This is a genomic window from Acinetobacter sp. CS-2 (assembly GCF_016599715.1).
Classification (GTDB): Bacteria; Pseudomonadota; Gammaproteobacteria; order Pseudomonadales; family Moraxellaceae; genus Acinetobacter.
Genome location: NZ_CP067019.1, coordinates 2,180,961 through 2,206,252 on the forward strand (window position 1 = coordinate 2,180,961; position 25,292 = coordinate 2,206,252).

Below are 25,292 nucleotides of genomic sequence, written 5' to 3' on the forward strand. Positions count from 1 at the left end.
GCGTTTTTTTATTGCTTCATTTTTTACTCATTAACTGGCGCAGATTACACTGCCGGCTGTTGAATCAGTTGCTTGATCAATTCTACAGTCTCAAGCGGTTTTTCCAGTGGAAACATATGACTTCCCGAAACAACCGTATATGCAATACCAAACTTCTTTTTCGCGATTTGCGGAAAGCCCCGCCCAATAAACGGCCCTTGTTCCGCCATCAGCAGCTGGACAGGCACTTGAGGTTTTGGCTGTGGCAGCCACCATAATGATGGATTGGTTCTAAAAATATTCACCTCATCCATTTTGGAAATGGTCAACTCCACACCGCCTCGCACCTTGTCTTCCGTTAAAGCATGATCAATATAGGCCTGGAAACAGCTTTCATCAAAGTGTTGATAAAAGCCTTTAGGACGCAGCAATTCAGCGGCCTGTTCACGACTCTCCCAATGGTCTCTGCGACGTAAGGACAAAGAAGCTGGCGACATTTTATCCATGGCTTTCAGCTTCAAGGTTTTGGCCACATGCAAAGCAAAGGCGTCTTTCCCCATAATTAAAGGCGGATCAATCATAATGACCTGCTCAAACAGTTCAGGACGTTTTAAGGCTGCCTGAAAAGTCAACACTGCTCCCAAAGAATGACCAAGGCCAATGACTTTGCTGCCATTAGCCTGGCGGACAATACTGTCAATCACTTGATTGGTCAGACTGTTCCAGTGATTGTCTATGGGGTAACGCTTGTCCGGACCAAGCAAGGGGACATAAATAATGTCATATTCATCTTTCAGTCCATCAAACAGCTTTTGATAAACTTTCGATGGCACGCCATTGGCGTGCGCAAAGTGGATTACTGGTTTCATTGCAGTTTTGTCGTTTGTTCAGATTGGACTTGCTGTGAAATCGAGCTAGCAAAACCCTGTCCAATTGAACTTCCCATACGTCCTAGTACTGAATCGAAAGGATTATATTCAATGGTATAATTTACTGCTTTTTCCAGTTTCAGTTCTCGTTTCAAACTATTTAAACTGCCGGTACGGTCTGCAATGCCCAATTTCACTGCCTGTTCACCTGTCCAGAACAAACCTGAGAAGATTGCAGGATCAGTTGATTTCAATTTTTTACCACGTCCTTGTTTTACGGCATTGATAAAATGGTCGTGCACATTATCCAGCACCCCTTGTACATGGGCCTTTTGTGTAGCATCAACCGGTTGAGTCATCGATAAAAGAGCTTTATTTTCACCTGAAGTCATGGTGCGGTCTTCAACACCTAATTTCTGCATCAAACCTGTTACCCCATAGTTTGGCATAATCACACCAATAGAGCCGACCAGACTTGAAGGGTTGACAATGATCTCATCCGCAGCAGAGGCGATATAATATGCACCTGAAGCACCGGTATCACCAATAATGGCATACAGTTTTTTGTCTGCATGGGCTTTTTTCAAATATTGAATTTCTTGCCAGATTTCATCCGATTGCACAGGTGACCCGCCTGGCGAATTAATATTTAAAACCACAGCTTTACTTTGTTTATTTTCAAAGGCTTTTTTGAGTGCTTTGATTGTATCGTTACTATTCACGCTTTGCTTGTCTGCAGCAATGGTACCAATAATGTCGACCACGGCAATATGTGAGCTGGTGGTCGCCGTTGGATCTGCCGTAGATGTACTACAGCTTTTAGCCAGTAACACCAAAATAAAAAGAATATAAGCAAAGGTGAGAAATTTAAAAAAGATTCCCCAACGGCGCGCACGGCGCTGTTCTTCTACAGAGGCTAAAACGGCTTTTTCTAAAATATGCCATTCTTTGCCAGTTATATTTTGCGAATTATGTTGTGTATTTTGAATTTCATTTTCTGGTTTTGGTGGCCAATCGGACATGGAAAACGATCCACTGTTAAGTTAAATTAGAGTCATTATATACACTGATCGGGTTAAATCTGTCTAAATTATCTGTTTTCCCTTATAATAAATTTATCTTTTCCATTCCTGATGCAATTGACAATATAACAATGACCGATCGAAGCTCCCAGAATACAACTTATCGTCTTTTGCAATTTATTAGCCGACAACCTATTCAAATTTCTCGATTTATAGCGCGTGGTTTAGCTGGTCTGGTCAATACTCTTAAAATTTCCAAAACGTCAGAAACCATTCAATTGAATTTAAATATTGCGCTGCCTGAACTGAGCGATACAGAGCGGGAAAAAATTACGGCTCAAGCCATCCGTAATGAGCTGATCTCTTATTTTGAATTTTTCAGTATCTGGGGTTCAAGCAATGAGGCCAATCTGGCGCGCATTCATAAAGTGCATGGTAAGCAGCTGCTGCTGGATGCACTCGCAGCAAACAAAGGTGTGGTTTTAATTGTTCCGCATTTTGGTACCTGGGAAATCATGAATGCCTATATTGCCCAATTTACCAAAATGACCATCATGTATAAGCCAGTCAAAAATGAGGCGGCCGATCTGTTTGTGCGTAACGCGCGCAGTCGCGAACAGGCAACATTGGTACCCACCGATGAATCTGGAGTTCGCCAGATTTTTAAAGCCTTAAAGCAAGGTGGAACAACGGTAATTTTGCCAGACCATACACCCAATGTTGGCGGTGAAATGATTCCTTATTTTGGACTGCCTTTGGCCACCAGTAATTTAAGTGCCAAACTGATTCAAAAAACCAAAGCCAAAACATTGTTTTTGTATGCACTGCGTAATGATGATCAGGGCTTTGATCTACATTTTGAAGCAATTGATGAACGCATTTATTCGGTTGATACCAATCAAGGCACAAGCATTATTTTTCAAGCCATTGAGAACCTGATCCGTCGTTATCCTGAACATTATCATTGGAGCTATAAACGCTTTAAAGCCAATCCTGAATTGGATGGACTGTATTATCTCAATAAAACAGAGGCCTTAGCACTGGTCGAAAAAGTCCGTGCTGAGACTGCAGCCCAAAATACAATGTTTCCAGTAGAAAATGATCAGGTCATATAATCAGGCCTTATGATTTAAGCTTTACTGCTGCACGTTTTAACCATAGCTTTTGTTCACGTGCATAATGTAATTGCATTTGTCCATTGGCCTGTCTGCTAAATTGAATGCTGCCCTGCTGTACTGTGCTCAGTACAGGAATATCCAGCTGCTGTAGACGTTGCAGGGTCATTTGACTGGGATGTCCATAACGATTGTTAAAGCCAGCCGAAGCGATCACGATTTTTGGTTTTAATTGCTTTAAAAAAGCATAGGCCGAACTGTGCCGACTACCATGATGCCCCAAAACCAGCACATCAACGTTTAAGTCTGGATAATCCTGCAGAATTTGATATTCCGTTCGCCAACCGGCATCTCCCATGAGCAAAAAATTTCGATAGGGTTGGGCATTTTTCACCTGCACATAAACCACGCAGGACATTTCGTTTTGATCAGTTTTGACATTTGCCAAATTCTCTGCTTTGGGTGATAACACGGTTATGTTCATCCCATCATTCCATGACCATTGCTGCCCTTGATGACAATAATCAAACTGGCTGCTATCGGGAATGGGAACTTGCTCATTTGAATAAACATACTTAATGGGTAAATCCTGTTTAATCGATGCATACGCCCCGCTATGATCCTGATCTAAATGTGTCAAAATCAGCTGATCCAATTGATCCACACCCTTCACCGATAAAAAGGGCAAAATAATTTGCTTACCAATACTAAATTTAGCTTCATTATAATTACCACCAGTATCAATCATCATGGTCTGGTCTTGATCCCGAATAAAAATTGCCTGTCCTTGTCCAACATCCAATACATTTAATTCGAATTGATTTTTACTGGCATCAAGACCAATTAAAGGAATAAAACACAATATGGACCAGGTTTTAGGTAACACAGCACGCGGTAAAAACAGGATTATCAAGCCTAGACATAAACTCAGCCACACGGCAAATGTCATCGCAATCGGCTGTAATGTCGGGGCAAACAGCCCATCTAAAAGTTGCAATAACCACAGCAAAGCTGCAAGACACAGATCGTTGATTTGAAAAACAAGGCTACCCAAAGGTTCAGCCATGAAATAGCACAACGCTGCGATCACATCTAAGGGAACAATCACCAGACCAATCCATGGAATGGCGAATAAATTGCTCAATGGCGTAATCCATGCAATCTGTTTAAAAAACAGCATCATCAGTGGAAATAAAGCCAGAAATATTTTCCACTGCGATTCGATTAAAAGTTTGAGTTGCATTGTGATGTATTGTGTTCTGGTTTTTAACTCATCCATCCCCCTTCGCTGCTGCAAGGTCTGGTAAATGCGTAGTAACACAAAGCATGCACCATAGGACAGCCAGAACGCAGCCGATAAAATACTGAAGGGATCAAAAATTAATAGAATAGAGGCACTAGAAAGCAAAATATTGAATGGCCGAACCTTTTGCTTGAATAAGATAAATGCACTGATCAACAAGCAGCTCAACAGCGTTCTCAATGCTGGAATTTCAAAGCCGACAAATGCACAGTACAGCGCTACACTCGCACAAAAAGGCCAGATCAGCAGATATTGCTTTGGCCATTTCAAATAGAGTTGTGGTCGATCATGACGAATGAGCTGATGCAGCCCCCAACACAGCAGTACAGCAAAAATCAGCACATGTGGACCCGATATGGCGAGCAAATGACTCATACCAAAGCGCTGAAACAGTTGCTCGGTTTCTGTATCCAGTAAACTTTTATCCCCGGTCAATAAAGCCAGCATCAAACCTTCATGCTGCACGGGTTGCTGATGAATAAAATTGCGTAATGCCAAACGCTGCTGCTCAACCCAGAGTTGTATCTGACGGGAAACAGAAGCTTGTTGTTTTAGGTATTGTCCATACCCTAAAGCATAAACCTCTTGTTCTGTCAGCTTGTGTATTGATGAAACTTTAAATCCAGACATGATATTTTGCTGGATATACCATTGCTCCTGATCAAAAGCACCCTCAGTGGCATAGCTATGCGCAGGCAGGATTTGTCCCTGCAAACGGTAATATTGACCTAACTCAAGTACAGATTTGGAACCAGAATGCATTTCATTTTTTAAAAATGCCTGCCATTGCATGACTGCTGTATGGCGGTTCAGTACCTGAATTTTTTGCTGGATGGTCTGATCGCCTAATTCATTGATGTGTTTAATATAAGCAATCACCTCCACTGCTTCAGGCTGTTGTTCCCGAAACAGCAAACGCTCATTTAATTGATGATTGGCATAACTATAGCCAAGTGTGATCCCCAGACTTAGCCCAATACAGTACTGTAAAAATTTAAAAGATAGAGTATGAATCTGTTTTAAAACAGTCAGCTTTAAAAGAAGAAGCACGATAAAAAGAGCGACAAATGGAAGGAGTAAAGACTGCAAGATTGGAAGAGTTTTTCCCATTATTGCAATACCCAGCACCCAGCCGATACAGATTATTTGAATCATTGTGATTATAATTTTTTTTATTTTAGGCAATATTAAAGCCCACCGCAGTGAGCTTCAATTGTTTTTTAAATTTATCGATCAGTGTCTAATCATCAATCCAGACACCGTCTTGCATATGCAAAATCGAATCGGCAGTCTGGGCCAACTGTTCATCATGCGTCACAATCAACATCGCCATATTGAACTCATCACGTAACTCACTGAGCAGTTCAAAAATTTTCACTGCCGTTTTACGATCCAAGTTTCCCGTTGGTTCATCCGCCAGCATCAGTTCCGGCTTTGCCACCAGTGCACGTGCCAAGGCTACACGCTGACGTTCACCACCAGACAGCTCACCCGGTTTATGCGTCATGCGATGCGACAGTCCAACCCGATTGAGCAAGTATTCAGCCTGTTCTTTAGACTGTTTATAGGTCGTTCCTGCACGCAGCATCAGCGGCATGGCGACATTTTCCAGCGCAGTAAATTCAGGCAACAGATGATGGAACTGATAGACAAAACCTAAATGCTGGTTACGTAAATAGCCACGTTCAGCTTCACCTAAATTATCGAAGCGCTTGCCATTTAAAAACACCTGTCCTTCTGTTGGACAGTCCAGCCCCCCCAACACATGTAACAAGGTACTTTTACCGGAACCACTGGAACCGACAATCGACACAAACTCGCCTTTTTTGACCTGTAAGGACAAGTTTTTAATCACTTCAACTGTGGTTTTGCCATCGGTAAAACTTTTCGAGATATTTTTCGCTTCGAGGACAAGATTACTCATAACGTAAAGCCTCTGCTGGTTGGGTTTTTGCAGCCCGCAGTGCCGGATAAATCGTGGCAAGGAAACTTAAAATAAGTGACAGGCTCACAATCACCACGACATCTTGCCAACGCAAATAAGACGGCAAGTAATTAATAAAATAGGCATCAAACAGGTTCAAACCAAATGCGGTATTTAACCAGCCGATAAAGCCACTGATACTTGAAGCGAAGATAATCCCCAGAATGGCACCTGAAACCGTACCGATGACGCCAATAATAGTACCCTGTACCATAAAAATCCGGGTAATGGTTGCAGGTGAAGCTCCCAGGGTACGTAAAATGGCAATATCAGATTTCTTGTCGGTGACGACCATCACCAGTGAGGACACAATATTAAATACTGCCACCAGTACAATCAGGAACAGTAGCAAGCTGACCATAGCTTTTTCCATCTGAATGGCACTAAACAAATTACCGTGGGTAAAGGTCCAGTTCGATGCGTAGAAATTGTTTGGCAGATCTTTGACAATATCATCCGCCACTTCTGGGGCAAGGAAAATATCATCCAGTTTTAAACGTACACCTTGAGCACCGTCCGGCAAACGCAATAAAGTGGATGCATCATTCAGGGCGATATAGCCCATCATGGAATCCACTTCTGCCCCAATACTGAAAATACCGACAATCTTGAAACGCTTGAAACGAGGCACCACCCCTGCAGGCGACGGTGTAGCTTCAGGCAGCACTAAAGTAATATTATCGTTTAATCCCAAGCCCAGTGAATCGGTCATTTGTTTACCCAAGACAATGCCAAATTCACCTTTTTTCAGGCTATCAATACTCCCCGCAATCATGTGATTCTGGATAATTGACACTTTCTTTTCATATTCAGGTTCGATACCCGTGACCATAATTCCGGCCACTTGCCCCTGTGCTGTCAGCATGCCCTGTAACTGGGTAAATGGCGCTACACCTTTGACATGCTCATGCTGTTCAACTTTCTTTGCAAGTTCTGGCCAATTTGTTAATATTTGTGTTGAAGAAACAGTAGCTTGAGGTATCATTCCCAATACACGGTTTTTCAGCTCGCGGTCAAAGCCATTCATTACAGACAAGACTGTAATTAACACGGCCACACCCAAGGTGAGACCGATCATAGACACCAGAGCAATAAAAGAAATAAAGTGGTTGCTACGCCGTGCACGAGTATATCTCAACCCGATGTACAGCGAGATTGGTTTAAACATACCATTTAGTCCGAGGAATAATTATGGAAAATTTACAGCATCAAAGCGGCAATATGGAACGCCGCGTTATGTCGCGTATCGATGCTGCTTTGCGAATTAATTATCAGATTATCTCTGATGATGTCGCACTTAATGACCCTTATGATCCTAACTTTGTGCTGCCCCGCTATTTTCTACTACTCGCAGAATTAGATCAATTTGATCATGCTGTAAACTACGAATTAGAACAATTAAATGAAAAAGATCAACAAATTGCTAGAATATTATCTTTATTCAACCAAAAATTAAACCTTATTACCGGCTCTTTATACGATGCAATTGTACAATCCATGTTACCAATCCCGGAACATGTCAATTTTTCCGAAACTGGTTTCAGTTTTTTTAGCGAGCACCCTATTCAGGAAGGCACTTATGTGCATGTGACCTTGAGCCACCCTGAAAATTTCTTCCATATTGCAGCAACGGCCCAAGTCGTCTATAGCCGTACAGAAGATAATGGCAAGTTCCGTACTGGTGCTTATTTCATTACATTGCATCCACAAGACCGGGTAAAACTTGCCGAGTGTGTCAACCTCAGCAAAAATAAAGATTAGAGATTTAACTGCTGGACTTGATCTTGATGGCGAGATTCTGGCTCGCCTTAAGATCACGATAAAAATAAACAAACAGGCCAAACAATAAAATAAAAGCGCCAACAAAAACCATCACCGATAATTTTTCATTATTCAGCATCGCTCCAAACAACATGGCCAACATGGGTGTCAGCACAGTAGTCAATGATAAGGTCGTCGCCTTAATGTTCTGTACCAGTTTAAAATAACAGAACATCGCCAACAGTGATGCCATAATCACCGCATAAAACAAACCGATCAATGCCTTGGTATTCGGAATATGATCTGGCGCATGCTGCCAGATCAACGGCAACATGCACAGTGCAAACAGGCTGGAGACCAGAATGGAACCCGTTGCTTGAGCCATGGGTTTCAGCGGTGCATTGACTTTTTTGACCCAGAAAATGGATGCGCAATATACAAAAACACTGATCAACATCAATCCTATGCCCATTGGCTGGACGTGATGGTCACTGCCACCCAGACAGATAATCCCCAGCCCCAATACTGCAATGCACATCCCCATCCACTGCAAGCGATGCAAATGAACGTTAAAAGCAAAACGGCCAATCAATCCAGTCATAATCGGAGCCAGACCGAACATCAAGGCAATAATGCCTGAACTTAAATAGGCTGTGGCTAAATAGGTAAAAATTTGTGAACCAATAAAACTGCAGGCACCGGCAATATAACTATGCAGGGAGATTCCATTCAAAGGTAATCTGACTTTAAGAACGACCAGCAAGCCCAATGCTAAAGGCATTGCAATAAAAAAGCGCAGTGCCAACGCCCACAAACTATGCAAGTCCGAAACACTCCAGACAATTGCCAGTGGCGTGGTTGCCCAGATAAATACCAATAAGGCATACGTGGACATGATATTGGTTTTTGATGGCATGAGAAGCTCAAGTTAGACTGCAGTTTTACGTTTCTGTTTCTGAATGGTTTGATCCAGTGCACTGGAAAATTCACGTTTATCCCGTTCAGAAATTGGTGGTGGACCACCCGTATTAACACCTGCTCCGCGTAATGAATCCATGAAATCACGTAGATGCAGACGCGCTTTTACGTTGGCAGAGGTATAAATCTCGCCGCGAGGATGAATGGCAATTCCACCTTTTTCAATCACTTGAGCAGCCAATGGAATATCCTGGGTCATGACAATATCATGCTCTTTCATGCGCTCGATAATTTCTTTATCTGCAGCATCTGCGCCACTCATCACCTGAATGGAATTAATCCGTACTGACGGGGTAATCCCCACATTTTGATTCGCGACAAAAGTCACTTCCAGCTGATAACGGTCAGAAGCGCGAATGATTACATCACGCAGGATTTTAGGCAATGCATCGGCATCGACCCAAAGTTTAAATGGCAGCACACCACATCCATAGTCAAAAAAGAATAGCCTGTAGTTTAGCAAATTCCATACGACAGGAGGATGGCTAAATTGATTCAGCTCATTTGCTGTTTTTAGATTTAACTCACATGGTCATGCTTTCCATGGCACACTTGCAGGCTTCATCGCATCCAGATACAGGATTTTGAGTTTATTTTAACGACTTTAATGGTTAAATTTAGTCCCTTGACTTGAAATTTAACAATAACCCTCGATTTAATAGATAAATACAGCCCAACATCAATTGTGAATATGAAAAATCAAAATAGACCAGAACTGATCACCATTGAAGACCAGAACTTTGGCAGTCATGTCGAACATTGGAATCTGCTTACAGATCACCCATGTACCGATGTGCCCAAGTGGTTAGGCCTGGCACTTGATGCACCAGTGATGCCAATGGGCTTATGTAAAGAAGAAGCTGACATGGATGCGTCAGCCTGGCTTATTCAAGGACCTAAACAGGCAACCGTGCAAATGACCCAAGTCATTGCTGTTGAAAACAACAAGCCCCAAGCGGTCAAAACAGCCTTTCCAAGTTTTGAAAGTCCCTACAAAGTGAATGCCACCATTGAACGGATTATCACCTGTAAATCCAACACTCAGGCGGTACTGCGCTTGAATCTGGGTGCGAATACCATTGTCTATGCCTTTGACACACTGTATAGCGTCAATCATGACCAGTATGAAAAAGATCAACTCTATCTTGCGCAGCTCAATGCCTGGGCCTATGAACTGGAAGCCGTTTCAGATCATGAACAGCTGGTAGTGGATGATCCGGCCTCCATCAAACATCACCGTGCATTAAATGACATTCTGGCCGCCAATAACGGCGTGGCACCTGCCAATCTGCAGGAACAGATTGATGCCTGGGAACCCAAATCGGAAGATGACAAAGAACCGGTGACTGTCGATTTTTCCAAAATGGTGGCCTATCTGTATGGCGAAAATATGGGACAGGAAGATGAAGCCTGGTTTCAGGGCAATATTGTCGGAAAAACCTCGATGTCATTTATGGATCAGGACTATACGCTTTATGATGTCGCCCTGATTCATGATGAAAATCAGGCAGCCACCCTAATTCGTATTGCCACCAAGAATCCTGCTTATAAAGACTTTACAATTGGCCAATTCATTCGTGGCAATTTATGGATTCAAGTGAATATTTACGCTAAAAAATAAATCTTCTAACCATAGCAGCACCACAACAGGATTATCCTCTCAGGTTATGGTGCTGCTTTTTATTTTTTTAATACTCTTCTTTCATAAATTCCTTTTATTTCTCCCAGAGGGAGAAATAAAAGGAATTTATGAAAGAAGTCTAAGTTTTATTATCTCTATCTACAGTGTGATTAAAATTTATCCACAAACCAACATTATATGGGTGGTTTTGAATTTAAATTAAACTAACTTACCCACAATTTTAAATTCAAAATTTTATTTTAACAAACTACTACAGCTATTATATTTTTATACCTTATTTTTAATTATGTTATCCACCACAACCCTGTAGGGACAAGAATCTGACAAGCCAGCTGATCTTCTGGCCAATAAAATAAATATTTTAATTACATATTTTTATTTAGTACTTTATTTAATCAATTTTTTATGCTAAAAATAAAAACCATCCATATAAATTAACGATAAATAAATCGGAATAGAATTTCCATGAAAATCGTGCAAGAAGAAAATATACCAACAGTTGGCCATCAACTGACTAAACGCTTCCAGTTAGACGGCATTTCATGCCTGTTTTTTGTCTTGGGTATGTTTATGTCTGCCTATATTTTGCATCACTTTATTTTTTAAGCTTATTTTAACTACTTATTTTTACCATGCTTATTTCAGCCAATAAAAAGCCCATCATGTGATGGGCTTTTTTAGCTTTAGCAATTAAGCATTGCGTTTGGCAAAGTCATCCATAAAGTTAACCAGAGCCTGTACTCCTTCTAATGGTACAGCATTGTAAATACTTGCACGCATACCGCCCACTGAACGGTGACCTGCCAGATTCAGCAGATGATTCGCTTCAGCTTCTTTCAAGAATTGTTTCTCAAGCTCAGCTTTTGCCAAGGTAAATGGTACATTCATGATAGAACGGTTAGCTTCTGCAATCGGGTTGGCATAGAAATCACTAGCATCGATATAACCATACAATAATTTGGCTTTTTCAAGGTTGACCTGATACATGGCATCTACACCACCATTTTCAAGCAGCCATTCAAATACCAGACCAGACAGGTACCAAGCATAGGTAGATGGTGTGTTGACCATAGAACCGTTTTTCGCCTGATCTGAATATTTCAAAATGCTTGGAATTTCAGGTTTGGCCTGATCAAGTAAATCTTCACGAATAATGACTAAAGTTAAGCCGGCAGGACCAATATTCTTTTGCGCACCTGCGTAGATTAAACCGAACTTAGATACATCTAATGGTGCAGATAAAATGCTAGATGAAAAGTCACATACCAGTGGTTTATCTGTTTCAGGAATACCCGCAAACTGAAGGCCGCCAATAGTTTCGTTATCGGCATAATGGACATAAGCAGCATCATCAGACAAGTTCCAGCTGCTTTGCTCTGAAATAGCCAATTTACCGTTAATGCTGGTACCAGCTTCTACAACATTGATGTCGCCATAGCGTTTTGCTTCTTTCAGCGCTTTTTCTGACCAGATTCCAGTATGAATATAATCAGCCTTGTTGTTTTTACCCAACAGGTTTAAAGGAATAGCAGAGAATTGCAGCGAAGCACCACCTTGCAAGAACAATACTTTATAGTTCTCGGGAATGTTCATCAGTTTACGCAAATCTGCTTCTGCTTTTTCTGCCACAGCCACATAGTCACTGCTACGGTGACTCATTTCCATGATCGAAAGGCCTTTGCCATGCCAATCAAGCAATTCAGCCTGAGCTTTTTCTAAAACGGCAGTAGGTAATGCAGCAGGACCAGCACAGAAGTTGTACGCGCGCATGATTTTTCCTTTCAAAGTGAAACACAATAAAATGATGGCATTTAACCACAGATAGGCGTTGCTTGCAGTAAATTATCCTGAAAATATTTCAATGCTGTCGGACATTTAAAGTCAAAATCTCAATAAAGATTGATTTTAGCAACTCCTTTTTCACGACTTGGGACGTAGTTTAAAAGTGCAACTGCATCTTATTACTTCTCTTTTCAAATTCTGCTGTCATATCTTCGCATTAGCGATCTAATCACGTGATTGCTATACACATGCACATTAAACAAGACAACAACTTATTGATTAGACATACAATTAAATCTATGCCATATAATTGTTACAAAGAAATTGAGAGTTTGAGTGATGTTATTGCGTTTACATGCACAACCAAAAAAAATTGCACTCCTCATACAACAAAATTTTCGTGTTGGCATTTGTACTGTTAGCCTGCTTTTTGCTTGTCCAGCCTTTGCCGAAAGCATCAGTTATGCACAGGCTGAACAGTCGATTTTAAAGGATTCCTATAGCACACAGGCCAATCAGGCTTTGCAACAATCTGCACAATTACAAGCTGAAGCGGTCAAGGGTTTAGGTCTGCCCCGGGTCGATTTAAATGTGCGTGCCTATGCTTTCCATAATGAAGTCGACCTGCCACTTGATTCTTTTAAAAACAATCTGGAACAGACACTTTCTCAAGGCATCAACGATCGTATTAATCAAGAAAACCTTCCATCCACTATTTCTGATCCTTTAAAGCAAGGTCTGAATCAAACCATTCATAGCGGTATTGGGCTATTCCCTGACTCGGCCAACGTGATTCTGGAAGATCAAGTGATCCGCCCTACCGTTTCAGTGTTAATGCCTTTATATACCGGTGGTCTGACCTCCAGCACCAAGGAAATAGCTCATCTCAGGGCACAACGTAGTCAATTGAATACCAAACAACAGCAAGATGTACAACGCTTTGAACTAATTCAGGCCTATTTTAATGCTCAACTGCAAAAGCAGCTTTTAGCCTCTAGCCAGTCCAATTTCAACGCTATGCAGACCCACTACAGCAATGCCTTAAAGCTGGAACAGCAGGGTTTTATCAGCAAAGGGCAACGTATGCAGTTTGAAGTGGCAAAGAATAATGCCGAGCGTAGTGTGCAAAATACAACGGCCAATTTCAGATCAAGCCTGTTTCAGCTTAATAACCTGTTACAGCGCAGCCAGATTACCGAACTGAGCACCCCGCTATTTGTCAATTCCAGCCAAAGTCAGAATCTGAATGCCCTATTAAAAAGCTATCCGGAACAATCTGCGCTGATCCAGAAAATGCAGATGGACACTCAGCTGGCCAATGCCAACGTCAAGGTACAAAGTGCTGCGAAAAAACCTAATTTTTTCGCCTTTGGCGAATATAGTCTGGATGAAAAGCAAAACTGGATTGTCGGTGTAGCGGCACATTATAACCTGTTTTCAGGCGTGAATAACAACAAAAATGTTCAGGCCGCAGAATTGCAACGTTATGCTTCTGAACTGATGACCGAACGCACCAAGCAGGAAGTCGAAAACATCATTTATAGTTCGTACAATGAAATGACCTCAGCCCAGCAAAGTCATCAACTATTACAGCAAAATATGAAAGCTGCTGAGGAAAACCTGCGCATTCAGACTTTATCTTTCAAAGAAGATATGGGAACGGCCACCCAGCTGATTGATGCACAAAATAGCCTGAATGCTTTAAAAAGTGAGATGGCACTGAATGCCTATAAATATGTGATGTCCTTGGCCACTTTGCTACAAAGCCATGGCTCGATTGAGCAGTTTCAAAACTATGTCAGTCAAAGCAATACCAGTTATATTCGTTAATTTTTGATGGGGAACAGCATGACTCAAGATCAAAATAGGCCTGATCAAGATGTAGAAAATACCTCATCAAAAGGAACTTCTACCCTTACTTCAGCTCCAAGCCATCAACAAGACACTCAAACGGCCTCTGAACAGCAAAGCAAGACGGATGATGGATTTTTCAGTTATTCAGAACAAGTGCAAGCGCCGGCCGCTGAAAAGACAGGTTCAAAATCTTCAGCTGCCATTAAAGTAGTTGGTATCATCATCCTGATCTTGCTTTTAGGCCTCATTGGCTTTGGGTTATGGAAAAGTTATCAGCCCAAGGAAGTGGAGCTACAAGGGCGGGTTGAAGCTGAAACTATCCATGTCAGCACTAAGGTGCCGAGCCGCATTGAAGAAATATATATTCACGATGGACAAAAAGTGCTTAAAGGTCAGTCACTGGTCCGCTTGTTTAGTCCGGAAGTTGAAGCTAAAAAACAGCAGGCTTTGGCCAGCCTGCAATCTGCTTTAGCCTTGCAATCCACAGCAGATCGCGGTTCACAACAGGAAAATATCGACAGTCTATATGCCAACTGGCAGGCCATGAAAGCCCAGCAAGAGCTGGCTCAAACCACCTATCAACGTGGTGCCAACCTGTTTAAAGAAGGCGTCATTTCACGCCAGCGCCGTGATGAAATGCATGCTGCAGCACGATCTGCCGCACAAATGACCGAAGCATCTTATCAGCAATATGCACGTGCCAAACGTGGCAGCACGCCAGAACAGAAATCCTCCGCAGATGCACAGGTGGAAATTGCCAAAGCAGCCGTTGCAGAAGCCAATGCGCTGGAAGCTGAAACCAAGCTGGTTTCCCCGATCAATGGCACCATCTCCAAAACTTATGGCAAGGTGTCGGAACTGGTAGCGATGGGCGTGCCCGTGGTGAGTATTATTCAGGATGATGATCTCTGGGTCAGCCTGAATATTCGTGAAGATCAATATGCACAGGTCTATCAGGCCAAATCGATTGAAGGCTTTATTCCTGCATTAAACAAAAAAGCTCTGTTCAAGATCAAAAATATTGATGCTGAAGGTGAATTTGCCACCATTAAAACCACACACCAAACCGGTGGCTATGATATTCGCAGTTTCAAGATGCAGCTTACTCCTGCCCAGCCGATTCAGGATTTAAAAGTCGGCATGAGCGTACTGTTTAAAGTGCAAGAGTCTTGATCATGCTGCATGGCATACTGCGTGAACTTGGCTATTTGCTCAGGCATAAGTGGGATTCATGTATGGTCACCCTAGCACCTGCCTTTGTGATTGTGCTGTTCGCAAGTATGTTTGCTCAAGGCAAACCGAGCCATCTGCCGATTGCAATTATTGATCAGGATCAGAGTGAACTGAGCCGTAATATTGAATACTATGTCCGTCAGAACAACACCCTGAGCATCCGCACCATTTCCAGCAGTCAGGACCAGGTTGAACAGCTACTCAACCAAAATAAAATCTGGGGTTATATCAGCATTCCAGAAGGTGCCGAACAACGGCTGGTTCAAGCCAAGGATGCCCAGATCAGTATTGCCTATAACCAAAGTTATTTTAGTGTCGGTAATAGCATTTCATCCGCGATGCTGATCAGCACCTTGCAGGCACTGGCCGACTTTACTGGACACAGTTATTTGCAAAACCAGATCCCTTATTTGGACGCACCTACGCCGAATGTCAAAATTTCGCCGCTGTTTAATCCCGGGCTAAGTTATGAATTCTATTTAGAACCGTACATGATTCCGGCGATTTTGCATTTATTGCTGTGTTGCTGCGTGGCTTTTGCCGTAGGACAAGAGTTGAAATTTGGCACGACAAAAACATGGATAACTGGGCAAAATGTCTTCTTAGCCTTGCTTTCCAAAAATATGACTTATGTGCTGATTTTCAGCTTTTGGACCTGGTTATGGATGTTCTGGCTGGTGGAAATTCGCGGCTGGTTTATACAGGGACAGCTCTGGCCTATTCTATTGGGACAATTTCTTCTCTATAGCGCTTATGCCTTGATCAGCAGCAGCGTAGTTTTGGCCACACGTGATCTGGCGAAAAGTTTTGGTTTTATTGCCGTGTATGGCGGGTCATCTTTAAGTTTTGCCGGGGTGACTTTACCGCTGAATAATGCGCCCTTATTTACCCAGTTCTGGTCGAATATTATTCCTTATACCCCTTATGCCAAATTACAGACAGAACAATGGGTCATCGGCAGTCCTGTATCCATTTCACTGTTACCACTTGCAATTTTAGCCGTGTATTGCCTGATTTATCTGGGCACTGCCTACTTCTTCCTTAAAAAATATCTAAAGGGAGTTCAGGCATGAAAACCCTTAAAAACTTTCTGCACTTTTATTTTAAAACCTTTAAAGATATTACTTCAAATAGCTCAATCTTGACCACGTTGGTGCTCTCGGTATTTTTATATAGTTTCTTCTACCCAACGGCTTACCAGGCAGAACATGCCGAATCCTTACCGATTATTATTGTCGATGAAGAGCAAAGCTTGGTAACGTCCCGCATTATTGGCGAAGTGGCTAGAAGTCCCAATGTTGAAATCCGTGCAGTGACTGGCAATTTTGCCGAAGCAAAACAGATGATCAAGCTGCAACAGGCAGACGGGATTTTACTGCTTCCAGATAATTTATCTGGCAGTCTGCGTCATGGTGAAGTGGGTGGCATCGGTTTATATTTAAGTGCCGCCAATTTCTTAAAAACCCAGAAGATCGGTTTGGGACTGGCTGCATCGGTGGAACATGCGCTGGTTGAACAAGCCGAAAAATTTCAGCATATTTCCGAATTTGCTCCAGCGCTGTCGATCCATCAAATTCCCTTGTTCAATACCCTGTCTGGCTACGGCAGTTATATTTTTCCGGCCGTTGCCCCACTGATTATCCATCAAACCATTTTGCTGGGTTTGTGCATGTTAATTGCGACTTATCGTGAAAAGCACTGGACACCGAGTCGAACCGAATTCTGGGCATTATTCAGTGCCATTTTGACCATTGGTTTTCTGGGCTGTTTATATTTATTTGGATTTACTTTTTGGCTGAATGACTATCCAAGGGGTGGTAACTTCTGGGGCATGCTCATTGCGGTCCCTATCTTTGTGAGCTGCGTGATTGGCCTCAGCATGCTGATTGCCTCTTTTCTGGATATGCCGGAACGTGCAGGTCACGTGATTGTATTTAGCTCTATTCCGCTGTTCTTACTTTCAGGTACGGCGTGGCCACATGCCGCAATGCCGGAATGGATGCAGTGGCTAGGCCAAGCACTGCCTTCTACTCAAAGCATACAGATGTTTATTCAATTGAACCAGATGGGAGTGCCTACCCAGCTGGTCATTCCAAAAATGATTTATCTGGCCACCTTTGCCGGCATTTGTCTAGTTTGGGCATATTTTCGCCTGATCCGATCTGGTCAAAAGTAAGCTTTTAGCTATGAACTGATAAGATTATTAAATAAAACTTTACCATTTGGTTATTTTTAATACCAAAATTGATCTTTTTTTGATCTTTTAAACCAATTATGAAGAAAAAAGTTAGATTGAATATACTAATCGATGCAAAATAGCCCCCTGTTCATATTTCATGAATTTTTTTTATATTATTCATTCCCACGCTCCCCGTAACATGCCGATGTGAGATCGACAGTGTTATAGCAGCTTTTTTATTGAAATTTGATTTTAAGGGCTTAGCATGAAAAAGATTAAGATTAGTCTTGCTTGGCAAATCGTCATTGCGCTCATTTTAGGTGTGCTTGTAGGCTCCTTTCTACATTATTCTCCCGAATATCGTGAAACTCTGATTAATAATCTGCTGAGCCCTTTGGGCGCAATCTTTATTAATTTGATTAAGATGATTGTCATTCCACTTGTACTTTCAATGCTGATTTTAGGTATTGCCAATGCAAGTCATGGTCAAAACTTGGGTAAACTGGGTTTCAAAACTATTGTCTATTTTGAAATTATTACCACGGTTGCGATTATTGTCGGCCTAGTTGCTGCAAACGTATTCCAGCCAGGTGCCGGTATTGACATGTCGAGTTTGACCCAAACCGATATCTCTAAATATCAGCAAACCACCCAGGAAGTGAGTAGTCACTCGCATGGTCTGGTCAATACCATTTTATCTTTAATCCCGTCTAATATTTTTGGATCACTGACCGATGGGCATATGTTGCCAATCATCTTCTTCTCCGTGATCTTCGGTGTTGGTTTGGAGTCTTTGGCTAAAGAAACCAAAAAACCGCTGATTGATGTGTTGCATGCGGTTGCTGAAACCATGTTCAAAGTCACCCATATGATCATGCTTTTTGCACCTTTCGGTGTATTTGGCCTGATTGCGGCGACTGTTGCGAACTTCGGCTTTAGCTCACTGCTTCCATTAGTCAAATTGGCATTATTGGTTTATGGTGCTATTTTCTTCTTCATCTTTGTGATTTTAGGACTTGTTGCCAAATTCTGTGGTTTCAGTATTTGGGAAATTATTAAAATTCTAAAAGATGAGCTGATTCTGTCTTATTCAACTGCAAGTTCCGAGACAGTATTACCGCGCCTGATGGAAAAAATGGAAGCCTATGGTGCACCGAAATCCATTACCAGTTTTGTGATTCCAATCGGTTATTCATTTAACCTGGATGGTTCGACCTTATATCAAAGTATTGCAGCCATCTTTATTGCGCAGCTTTACGGTATTGATTTAAGCATGACTCAGCAAATCATTCTGGTGTTAACCTTGATGATTACTTCTAAAGGTATTGCCGGTGTGCCTGGAGTATCTTTCATTGTATTGTTGGCAACCTTGGGTAGTGTGGGTATTCCGCTTGAAGGCTTGGCATTTATTGCAGGTATTGACCGTATTCTGGATATGGCTCGTACTGTATTGAATGTAATTGGTAACTCGTTAGCTGTTCTTGTGATCAGTAAATGGGAAGGTCAGTTCGATGCTGAAAAGCAAAAAAATTATGCTGTTGAAATCAAAGAAGCAGCATAATTTATAAATCGAAAGAAGGAAGCTTCGACTCACTACTGTCCTACAGTTGAGAATTTCAGGTGTTTGATTTGTGAGTGTGGCAAGGATGCCACACATTCCCCATCACGACAGGATGTCGTGTATGGGGGAATAAAGACTTTTGCCTACTTTTGGTCTCTCAAAAGTAGGGTTCAGCCTACATAAAGTGACTTAAACTTTTAAAGAAAAGACAAGGCTGTAAAAAAAATATAAGTAAATATCAAATATTTAAATTTAAAAATATCACCATATTGATTCGGTGCTGCAATATAATTCAAATTATGGGACAGTGGTGGCTTCGGCTTCTTTTTTATTTCTTAAAGATTTATTAAACCTATTGCTTTGATCCGACGACTTACTTTTCAATATCCTCAATTCATCTAATTATTTGATTCTTTAAGAAAAATAGCTTATGTAAATCCTAGCTATTGGCTTTTATTATTGTTTTTAAGAATAATGAATCATGCTCTCCTAAAACCATTAAAATCACCTATTCAGAAATTAATTTTTTAAAAATCTAAACATTCTTATTCTAAGTAATAATTATTAGTGGTAAGGAAAACATCCTGCTAACAAATCATAAGCATAAAAGAAGAGCGCCTAAGCGCCCTTCTTTTCAATATCAAAACTTAGTCGTCAGAATCTCTTAAATCTGATTCAGTATCAGCTTCATCAGCGATAGTTTCATCATCCACCAAAGTTTCAGAATCAATTAAAGCTGTAGAGGCAACAACTTCTTCGCCTTCCACTGCTTCAATAAACTCATCTTCTTCTACAGCTTCAACCGAAACTACGCCTACAAGTAACTCGTCATTACCTAAACGGATCAAACGTACACCTTGTGCGTTACGACCAGTTTGAGCAACTTCAGAAGCACGGGTACGTACCAAAGTGCCACCATCAGAAATCAACATCAGTTCTTTAGAGGCATCAATCGCAACTGCACCCACCAACTGACCGTTACGTTCAGAGGTCTTGATCGCAATCACGCCCTTACCGCCACGTTTCTTGGTTGGGAAGTCATCTACCGGGGTACGTTTACCGTAACCGTTTTCAGAAGCACACAGCACTTCACCTGTTTCAGGGACAACCACCAATGAAACGATACGGCTGATTAAGGCTGAATCTGAACTATCTTCATCATCAGACTCGATATCGGCATCTTCGGCATCTTCAACTTGCGCTGCACCAATGGTCACACGCATACCGCGTACACCTTTGGCTGAACGTCCCATTGAACGCACATCGGTTTCAGCAAAACGGATTGCTTTACCTTCATTCGAGAACAACATGATTTGCTGTTCGCCATCGGTAATTGCAACACCAATCAAGGTATCATCGCCAGTGAGTTCAATGGCACGCAAACCGTTTGAACGGACATTACTGAACTGTTCAAGTTCTACACGCTTGATCGTACCGTATTCGGTCGCCATAAATACATAGAAGTTTTTACGTACCGCTTCGGCTTGCTGCGCAAAGTCAGCAATGATTTCATCATCCAGATCGCTTGCTGAAAGCTCAACACCCAATTGCTTCAATTGAACACGTAATGCATCAGACAAGTCATCTGCACCATCTTCAAGTTCAGCAAGTGCCGCTTCAAGTTCAGCATAATGTGAATGAATGATTTCATTTTCTTGCAGTTTCGCAGCATTGGCTTTTACAAATGTCTTGAAGTCCGCCAGACGTTCTTTGAATTTCTTCGGTGCATCAATCACCGGAAGAATTGCAGTAATGGTTTCGTTGGCATCTAAAGGTAACAGGTTCACCATTGGACGACCTTTGGCACCACGCGACGCTTGCGGCACTTCAAATACTTTCAGACGATAGACCTTACCGACATCGGTGAAGCAAAGCACCATGGCATGGTTCGAAGTCACAATCAGATGCTGGATGTAATCATCTTCTTTCATTGAAGTCGCAGACTTGCCACGACCACCACGACGCTGTGCAGCGTAATCAGAAAGTGGTTGAGTTTTCGCATAACCGGTTTTAGAAACGGTCAATACTACTTGCTCTTCAGGAATCAAATCTTCGCGAGAGAAATCAATACGTGATTCAACAATCGCGGTACGACGTGCATCGCCATATTGTTGCAGGATTAACGCCAATTCTTCTTTAATCACTGCCATCAATAAATTGAAATCGTTCAAAATTGCAGTTAATTCCGCAATTTGACCCAAAATTTCAGAATATTCAGCATGTAACTTGTCTTGTTCCAGACCAGTTAAGCGGTGTAAACGTAGTTCAAGAATTGCACCAACCTGTGCTGGAGATAAACGGTAAACATTACCATCTAAACCGAATCGACGGTTTGGATCTTCACCTTCAATCTCATCAGGACGTACAGAAACCGACCCCGCTTTTTCCAGCAAGGCAACTACGCCACCCGCAGCCCATTCACCCGCCTGTAAACGCTCGCGCGCTTCGCCCGGGTTGGCAGAGGTCTTGATGGTTTCAATAATCGCATCGATGTTTGCGAGTGCAACGGTCAAGCCTTCCAGGATATGGCCACGTTCACGCGCTTTACGCAGTTCGAACATGGTACGGCGAGTCACCACTTCTTGGCGGTGACGGATGAACGCAGCAATGATGTCTTTCAGGTTCATCAACTTCGGCTGGCCGTTGTCTAGGCAGACCATGTTGATGCTGAATGAATTTTCTAACTGGGTATTCAGGAACAGGTTATTGACAATCACTTCAGCGTTTTCACCACGCTTCAGGTCAATGGCAATACGCATCCCTTCTTTATCGGATTCATCACGAAGCTCAGAAATCCCTTCCAGTTTCTTCTCTTTCACCAATTCAGCAATACGTTCAATGGTTTTTGCTTTATTGACCTGATAAGGAATTTCAGTGAATACGATGGTGTTACGGCCAGTCTTCTGGTCTTCTTCAATGTGATATTTACCACGAATATGAAGACGACCTTTACCGGTACGGTAAGCATCGACAATGCCTGATTTACCGTAAATGATACCGCCTGTAGGGAAATCTGGGCCAGAGATATGTTCCATCAAGCCTTCAATGGAAATATTCGGGTTTTCCGCATAGGCCAAACATGCATTGATCACTTCTGTCATGTTGTGTGGCGCCATATTGGTCGCCATACCTACTGCAATACCGGTTACACCGTTAATCAGCAAGTTAGGAACACGTGTAGGCATGACTTGTGGAATGCGTTCAGAACCGTCGTAGTTGTCTTCCCACTCGACTGTGTCTTTTTCCAGATCGGCCAAAAGCTCATGGGTCAGCTTACGCATACGCACTTCGGTATAACGCATTGCAGCTGCACTATCGCCATCAACAGAACCGAAGTTACCTTGACCATCTACTAGTTGATAACGCAGGCTAAAGTCTTGCGCCATACGAACAATGGTTTCATAAACAGCAGAGTCACCATGTGGGTGATATTTACCGATCACGTCACCGACGACACGGGCTGACTTTTTGTATGCTTTATTGTAGTCATTGCCCAATTCGTGCATAGCGAAAAGCACACGACGATGAACAGGCTTTAAGCCATCTCTCACGTCAGGTAATGCACGAGAAACAATAACACTCATGGCATAGTCGAGATATGAGCTTTTGAGTTCATCCTCAATGGCAATCGGTCGAATTTCCGATACGCTCATGCATACTCCTTATTACAAACAACCGTTCAGACTGTTCGTTTTATATAATCAATCTAGCAAAAAATTAACTCAAAATAAGCTGAGTTAAAATCTAAATACAGCCATAAATTATAGCATAAATTCTGTTGTTTTTGTGCCATATCTCTTATCTTAATCTTGTTAATTTTCTATAATTTATCGTTTATTTTTTAGGCACTTTCATTTGTCGGGATTTTATGTGAATTCGTTCATTTTATTCAGTGTCTAGCCGCAAATTTTAGCGCTTAATGTTCAGGCGGTTTATTCAGTTAAAATGGTCTTTTTACCTTTAAAAAAATGTAAATCGATTAAATACAGGCTCTCCCCTAGCTACGCAAATGCATTAAACCTGTATCACCTTGTACCACCATAAAAGATGTACATTCGTTTGCTGCCCCTGCAATGCTATCTATTGAGTCAGAATAGCCACATCCCCCCTAGAAATAGATGAGCTACGAACATCTCGGCATAAAAAAACGCTCCTTGCGGAGCGTTTTTTGAAGCATGTAGTGCTGAATTAGATTTTAGAAACCAATTCCGGAACTACAGTGTTCAAGTCACCCACTAACCAGTAGTCAGCTACTGCGTTAATTGGCGCTTCTTCATCCTTGTTGATCGCAACGATCACTTTAGACTCTTTCATACCCGCCAAGTGCTGGATTGCACCAGAAATACCAACAGCGATGTATAACTCAGGCGCAACGATTTTACCCGTTTGACCAACCTGCATGTCGTTAGGAACGAAGCCAGCATCTACTGCAGCACGTGAAGCACCTTGAGCAGCGCCAAGTTTATCCGCTAATGGATCCAGGATTTTGTGATAGTTTTCACCTGAACCCACACCACGACCACCAGAAACCACGATGCGTGCAGCGGTTAATTCTGGACGTTCAGATTTCACAATTTCTTCTGAGATGAATTTAGAAAGACCCGCATCACCAGTAGACACAGCAGCTTCAACACTAGCCGCACCACCATCGCTTGCTACAGCATCAAATGCTGTACCACGAACGGTAGCAACAACAACAGACTCACCAGACTCTACGGTTGCAATTGCGTTACCGGCATAGATTGGACGTTTGAAAGTTTTAGGACCTTCAACAGCGATAAGGTCAGTGATCATACTCACATCAAGAAGCGCAGCTGCACGTGGCAGAATGTTTTTAGCCGTTGTGGTAGAAGCAGCAAGGATATGGGTATAGCCTTTGCCCAATTCAGCAACAAGTTTAGCCACATTTTCAGCCAGCTGGTTTGCATAAGCAGCGTCATCAGCAAGTAATACTTTGCTTACACCTGCAACTTTAGCTGCCTGGTCAGCAACAGCTTGCGCGCCAGAACCAGCTACCAATACAGTGATATCACCACCGATTTTTTGCGCCGCAGCAACAACGTTTAAAGTAGCAGCGTTTAATGCTTTGTTGTCGTGCTCAGCGATAACTAAAATACTCATGATTTTTATCCTTCCGTATTAGATCACTTTCGCTTCATTTTTCAATTTTTCTAGAAGCTCGTCTACAGACTTCACTTGTACGCCCGCTTTACGTTCAGCAGGAGCTTCAACTTTCAGTGTTTTCAGTTTAGTTGTCGCAGTTACACCGAAATCTGCAGGAGACTTGATATCAAGCGGTTTTTTACGCGCTTTCATGATGTTTGGCAGAGCTGCATAACGTGGCTCGTTCAAACGTAAGTCAGTGGTGATAATTGCTGGAAGTGCAAGTTCAACAGTTTGTAGGCCACCGTCGATTTCACGAGTGACTTGTACTTTGTCGCCTTCAACTTTCACTTCAGAAGCGAATGTACCTTGACCTGCGCCAAGTAGAGCACCAAGCATCTGACCAACCTGGTTAGAGTCGTCATCAATGGCCTGTTTACCAAGAAGGATTAATTGTGGTTGTTCAGCGTCAACAACACCTTTCAGGATTTTAGCCACTTCCAAAGCACCGAGCTGGCTGTCATCAGCTTCAACCAGGATACCGCGGTCAGCACCAAGTGCCATTGAAGAACGGATTTGTTCTTGCGCTTCTTTAGGACCGATAGCAACAACAACGATTTCTGAAACAGTTCCTTTTTCTTTTAAACGAACCGCTTCTTCCACTGCGATTTCACAGAATGGGTTAATTGACATTTTAACGTTTGTTAAGTCAACACCACTGTTGTCCGGTTTAACGCGAACTTTAACGTTGGCATCAACCACACGTTTTACAGCAACAAGAGCCTTCATGTAATCCTCGGCTGTTTTAGCAAATGTAAATATTGAGAAAAGTTATAATAACTCTTCACTTAAATTTTTTTAGGTGCCCTATCTTGCAATGTGTACGGCATTTGGGTCAAGTCACAATTATCGAAACAGCTGTAAAAA

At 42.2% G+C, this 25,292-nt stretch carries 20 protein-coding genes; 9 read left to right on the forward strand and 11 right to left on the reverse strand.

Features of this window, described 5'->3' with window-relative positions; all coding sequences use genetic code 11:
- Positions 1-44: 44 nt before the first annotated feature.
- Together JFY49_RS10775 and sppA are read right to left on the reverse strand one after the other, a co-directional pair.
- Positions 45-848, reverse strand: a complete 804-nt coding sequence (locus JFY49_RS10775) for an alpha/beta fold hydrolase (protein WP_180042191.1) — start codon at positions 846-848, stop codon at positions 45-47.
- Entirely contained in the window at positions 845-1,870 is a 1,026-nt protein-coding gene (sppA, locus tag JFY49_RS10780; RefSeq protein ID WP_200222830.1) for a signal peptide peptidase SppA, read from the reverse strand. The genes JFY49_RS10775 and sppA overlap by 4 nt, the downstream gene beginning before the upstream one ends.
- Positions 1,871-2,001: 131 nt before the next feature.
- Here sppA and JFY49_RS10785 point away from each other — a divergent pair, with 131 nt between their 5' ends.
- Positions 2,002-2,985, forward strand: coding sequence for a lysophospholipid acyltransferase family protein (locus tag JFY49_RS10785; RefSeq protein WP_200222832.1), 984 nt, complete (start codon positions 2,002-2,004; stop codon positions 2,983-2,985).
- Positions 2,986-2,992: 7 nt separating this feature from the next.
- Here JFY49_RS10785 and JFY49_RS10790 read toward each other — a convergent pair whose 3' ends face one another.
- The 3 genes from JFY49_RS10790 to JFY49_RS10800 all read right to left on the reverse strand — a co-directional run bounded on the left by JFY49_RS10790 (position 2,993) and on the right by JFY49_RS10800 (position 7,440).
- Complete coding sequence (locus JFY49_RS10790; RefSeq protein ID WP_200222834.1) at positions 2,993-5,443, reverse strand: DNA internalization-related competence protein ComEC/Rec2; 2,451 nt, start codon at positions 5,441-5,443, stop codon at positions 2,993-2,995.
- A gap of 85 nt (positions 5,444-5,528) precedes the next feature.
- Entirely contained in the window at positions 5,529-6,212 is a 684-nt protein-coding gene (gene lolD, locus JFY49_RS10795; RefSeq protein WP_086196199.1) for a lipoprotein-releasing ABC transporter ATP-binding protein LolD, read from the reverse strand.
- Positions 6,205-7,440: a lipoprotein-releasing ABC transporter permease subunit gene (locus JFY49_RS10800; protein ID WP_086196200.1), complete on the reverse strand. Its 1,236-nt coding sequence runs from the start codon at positions 7,438-7,440 to the stop codon at positions 6,205-6,207. Before JFY49_RS10800 ends, lolD begins: the two co-directional genes overlap by 8 nt.
- 23 nt (positions 7,441-7,463) lie before the next feature.
- On the opposite strand from JFY49_RS10800, the gene JFY49_RS10805 reads away from it, so the two are divergent.
- Positions 7,464-8,033 (forward strand): PilZ domain-containing protein, encoded by a 570-nt coding sequence (locus JFY49_RS10805; RefSeq protein ID WP_086196201.1) that lies wholly within the window; start codon positions 7,464-7,466, stop codon positions 8,031-8,033.
- A gap of 4 nt (positions 8,034-8,037) precedes the next feature.
- Here the strand turns inward: JFY49_RS10805 and JFY49_RS10810 are convergent, their stop codons facing one another.
- Together JFY49_RS10810 and JFY49_RS10815 are read right to left on the reverse strand one after the other, a co-directional pair.
- Positions 8,038-8,949: a DMT family transporter gene (locus JFY49_RS10810; protein ID WP_180081501.1), complete on the reverse strand. Its 912-nt coding sequence runs from the start codon at positions 8,947-8,949 to the stop codon at positions 8,038-8,040.
- A 12-nt stretch (positions 8,950-8,961) separates the two neighbouring features.
- Positions 8,962-9,432, reverse strand: a complete 471-nt coding sequence (locus JFY49_RS10815) for a YaiI/YqxD family protein (protein WP_200222836.1) — start codon at positions 9,430-9,432, stop codon at positions 8,962-8,964.
- A 270-nt stretch (positions 9,433-9,702) separates the two neighbouring features.
- On the opposite strand from JFY49_RS10815, the gene JFY49_RS10820 reads away from it, so the two are divergent.
- Positions 9,703-10,632, forward strand: coding sequence for a hypothetical protein (locus JFY49_RS10820; RefSeq protein WP_200224862.1), 930 nt, complete (start codon positions 9,703-9,705; stop codon positions 10,630-10,632).
- A 486-nt stretch (positions 10,633-11,118) separates the two neighbouring features.
- Positions 11,119-11,259 (forward strand): hypothetical protein, encoded by a 141-nt coding sequence (locus JFY49_RS10825; protein WP_200222837.1) that lies wholly within the window; start codon positions 11,119-11,121, stop codon positions 11,257-11,259.
- An 84-nt stretch (positions 11,260-11,343) separates the two neighbouring features.
- On the opposite strand, the gene serC is transcribed toward JFY49_RS10825, so the two are convergent.
- On the reverse strand, positions 11,344-12,423 hold the full coding sequence (serC, locus tag JFY49_RS10830) for a 3-phosphoserine/phosphohydroxythreonine transaminase (protein WP_200222839.1): 1,080 nt from the start codon (positions 12,421-12,423) through the stop codon (positions 11,344-11,346).
- A 351-nt stretch (positions 12,424-12,774) separates the two neighbouring features.
- On the opposite strand from serC, the gene JFY49_RS10835 reads away from it, so the two are divergent.
- The 5 genes from JFY49_RS10835 to gltP all read left to right on the forward strand — a co-directional run bounded on the left by JFY49_RS10835 (position 12,775) and on the right by gltP (position 19,262).
- Entirely contained in the window at positions 12,775-14,265 is a 1,491-nt protein-coding gene (locus tag JFY49_RS10835) for a TolC family protein (protein WP_200222843.1), read from the forward strand.
- Between the two features lie 18 nt (positions 14,266-14,283).
- Positions 14,284-15,462, forward strand: coding sequence for an HlyD family secretion protein (locus JFY49_RS10840; RefSeq protein ID WP_200222844.1), 1,179 nt, complete (start codon positions 14,284-14,286; stop codon positions 15,460-15,462).
- A 2-nt stretch (positions 15,463-15,464) separates the two neighbouring features.
- Positions 15,465-16,595, forward strand: a complete 1,131-nt coding sequence (locus tag JFY49_RS10845; RefSeq protein WP_200222846.1) for an ABC transporter permease — start codon at positions 15,465-15,467, stop codon at positions 16,593-16,595.
- Positions 16,592-17,698 (forward strand): ABC transporter permease, encoded by a 1,107-nt coding sequence (locus JFY49_RS10850; RefSeq protein WP_200222847.1) that lies wholly within the window; start codon positions 16,592-16,594, stop codon positions 17,696-17,698. The genes JFY49_RS10845 and JFY49_RS10850 overlap by 4 nt, the downstream gene beginning before the upstream one ends.
- A gap of 268 nt (positions 17,699-17,966) precedes the next feature.
- Positions 17,967-19,262 (forward strand): glutamate/aspartate:proton symporter GltP, encoded by a 1,296-nt coding sequence (gene gltP / locus JFY49_RS10855; RefSeq protein WP_200222849.1) that lies wholly within the window; start codon positions 17,967-17,969, stop codon positions 19,260-19,262.
- A gap of 647 nt (positions 19,263-19,909) precedes the next feature.
- Here gltP and gyrA read toward each other — a convergent pair.
- The 3 genes from gyrA to JFY49_RS10870 all read right to left on the reverse strand — a co-directional run bounded on the left by gyrA (position 19,910) and on the right by JFY49_RS10870 (position 25,154).
- Positions 19,910-22,915: a DNA gyrase subunit A gene (gene gyrA, locus JFY49_RS10860; RefSeq protein ID WP_200222851.1), complete on the reverse strand. Its 3,006-nt coding sequence runs from the start codon at positions 22,913-22,915 to the stop codon at positions 19,910-19,912.
- A gap of 535 nt (positions 22,916-23,450) precedes the next feature.
- Positions 23,451-24,383: an FAD-binding protein gene (locus tag JFY49_RS10865; RefSeq protein ID WP_200222853.1), complete on the reverse strand. Its 933-nt coding sequence runs from the start codon at positions 24,381-24,383 to the stop codon at positions 23,451-23,453.
- An 18-nt stretch (positions 24,384-24,401) separates the two neighbouring features.
- The gene (locus tag JFY49_RS10870; RefSeq protein WP_200222855.1) at positions 24,402-25,154 is read right to left on the reverse strand and encodes an electron transfer flavoprotein subunit beta/FixA family protein; all 753 of its coding nucleotides are present in this window, start codon (positions 25,152-25,154) and stop codon (positions 24,402-24,404) included.
- Positions 25,155-25,292: the final 138 nt, after the last annotated feature.

Coding starts and splice junctions, on each gene's coding strand:
- JFY49_RS10775 (WP_180042191.1), bottom strand. CDS start 848: ATGAAACCAGTAATCCACTTTGCGCACGCCAATGGCGTGCCATCGAAA.
- sppA (WP_200222830.1), bottom strand. CDS start 1,870: ATGTCCGATTGGCCACCAAAACCAGAAAATGAAATTCAAAATACACAA.
- JFY49_RS10785 (WP_200222832.1), top strand. CDS start 2,002: ATGACCGATCGAAGCTCCCAGAATACAACTTATCGTCTTTTGCAATTT.
- JFY49_RS10790 (WP_200222834.1), bottom strand. CDS start 5,443: ATGATTCAAATAATCTGTATCGGCTGGGTGCTGGGTATTGCAATAATG.
- lolD (WP_086196199.1), bottom strand. CDS start 6,212: ATGAGTAATCTTGTCCTCGAAGCGAAAAATATCTCGAAAAGTTTTACC.
- JFY49_RS10800 (WP_086196200.1), bottom strand. CDS start 7,440: ATGTTTAAACCAATCTCGCTGTACATCGGGTTGAGATATACTCGTGCA.
- JFY49_RS10805 (WP_086196201.1), top strand. CDS start 7,464: ATGGAAAATTTACAGCATCAAAGCGGCAATATGGAACGCCGCGTTATG.
- JFY49_RS10810 (WP_180081501.1), bottom strand. CDS start 8,949: ATGCCATCAAAAACCAATATCATGTCCACGTATGCCTTATTGGTATTT.
- JFY49_RS10820 (WP_200224862.1), top strand. CDS start 9,703: ATGAAAAATCAAAATAGACCAGAACTGATCACCATTGAAGACCAGAAC.
- JFY49_RS10825 (WP_200222837.1), top strand. CDS start 11,119: ATGAAAATCGTGCAAGAAGAAAATATACCAACAGTTGGCCATCAACTG.
- serC (WP_200222839.1), bottom strand. CDS start 12,423: ATGCGCGCGTACAACTTCTGTGCTGGTCCTGCTGCATTACCTACTGCC.
- JFY49_RS10835 (WP_200222843.1), top strand. CDS start 12,775: ATGTTATTGCGTTTACATGCACAACCAAAAAAAATTGCACTCCTCATA.
- JFY49_RS10840 (WP_200222844.1), top strand. CDS start 14,284: ATGACTCAAGATCAAAATAGGCCTGATCAAGATGTAGAAAATACCTCA.
- JFY49_RS10845 (WP_200222846.1), top strand. CDS start 15,465: ATGCTGCATGGCATACTGCGTGAACTTGGCTATTTGCTCAGGCATAAG.
- JFY49_RS10850 (WP_200222847.1), top strand. CDS start 16,592: ATGAAAACCCTTAAAAACTTTCTGCACTTTTATTTTAAAACCTTTAAA.
- gltP (WP_200222849.1), top strand. CDS start 17,967: ATGAAAAAGATTAAGATTAGTCTTGCTTGGCAAATCGTCATTGCGCTC.
- gyrA (WP_200222851.1), bottom strand. CDS start 22,915: ATGAGCGTATCGGAAATTCGACCGATTGCCATTGAGGATGAACTCAAA.
- JFY49_RS10865 (WP_200222853.1), bottom strand. CDS start 24,383: ATGAGTATTTTAGTTATCGCTGAGCACGACAACAAAGCATTAAACGCT.
- JFY49_RS10870 (WP_200222855.1), bottom strand. CDS start 25,154: ATGAAGGCTCTTGTTGCTGTAAAACGTGTGGTTGATGCCAACGTTAAA.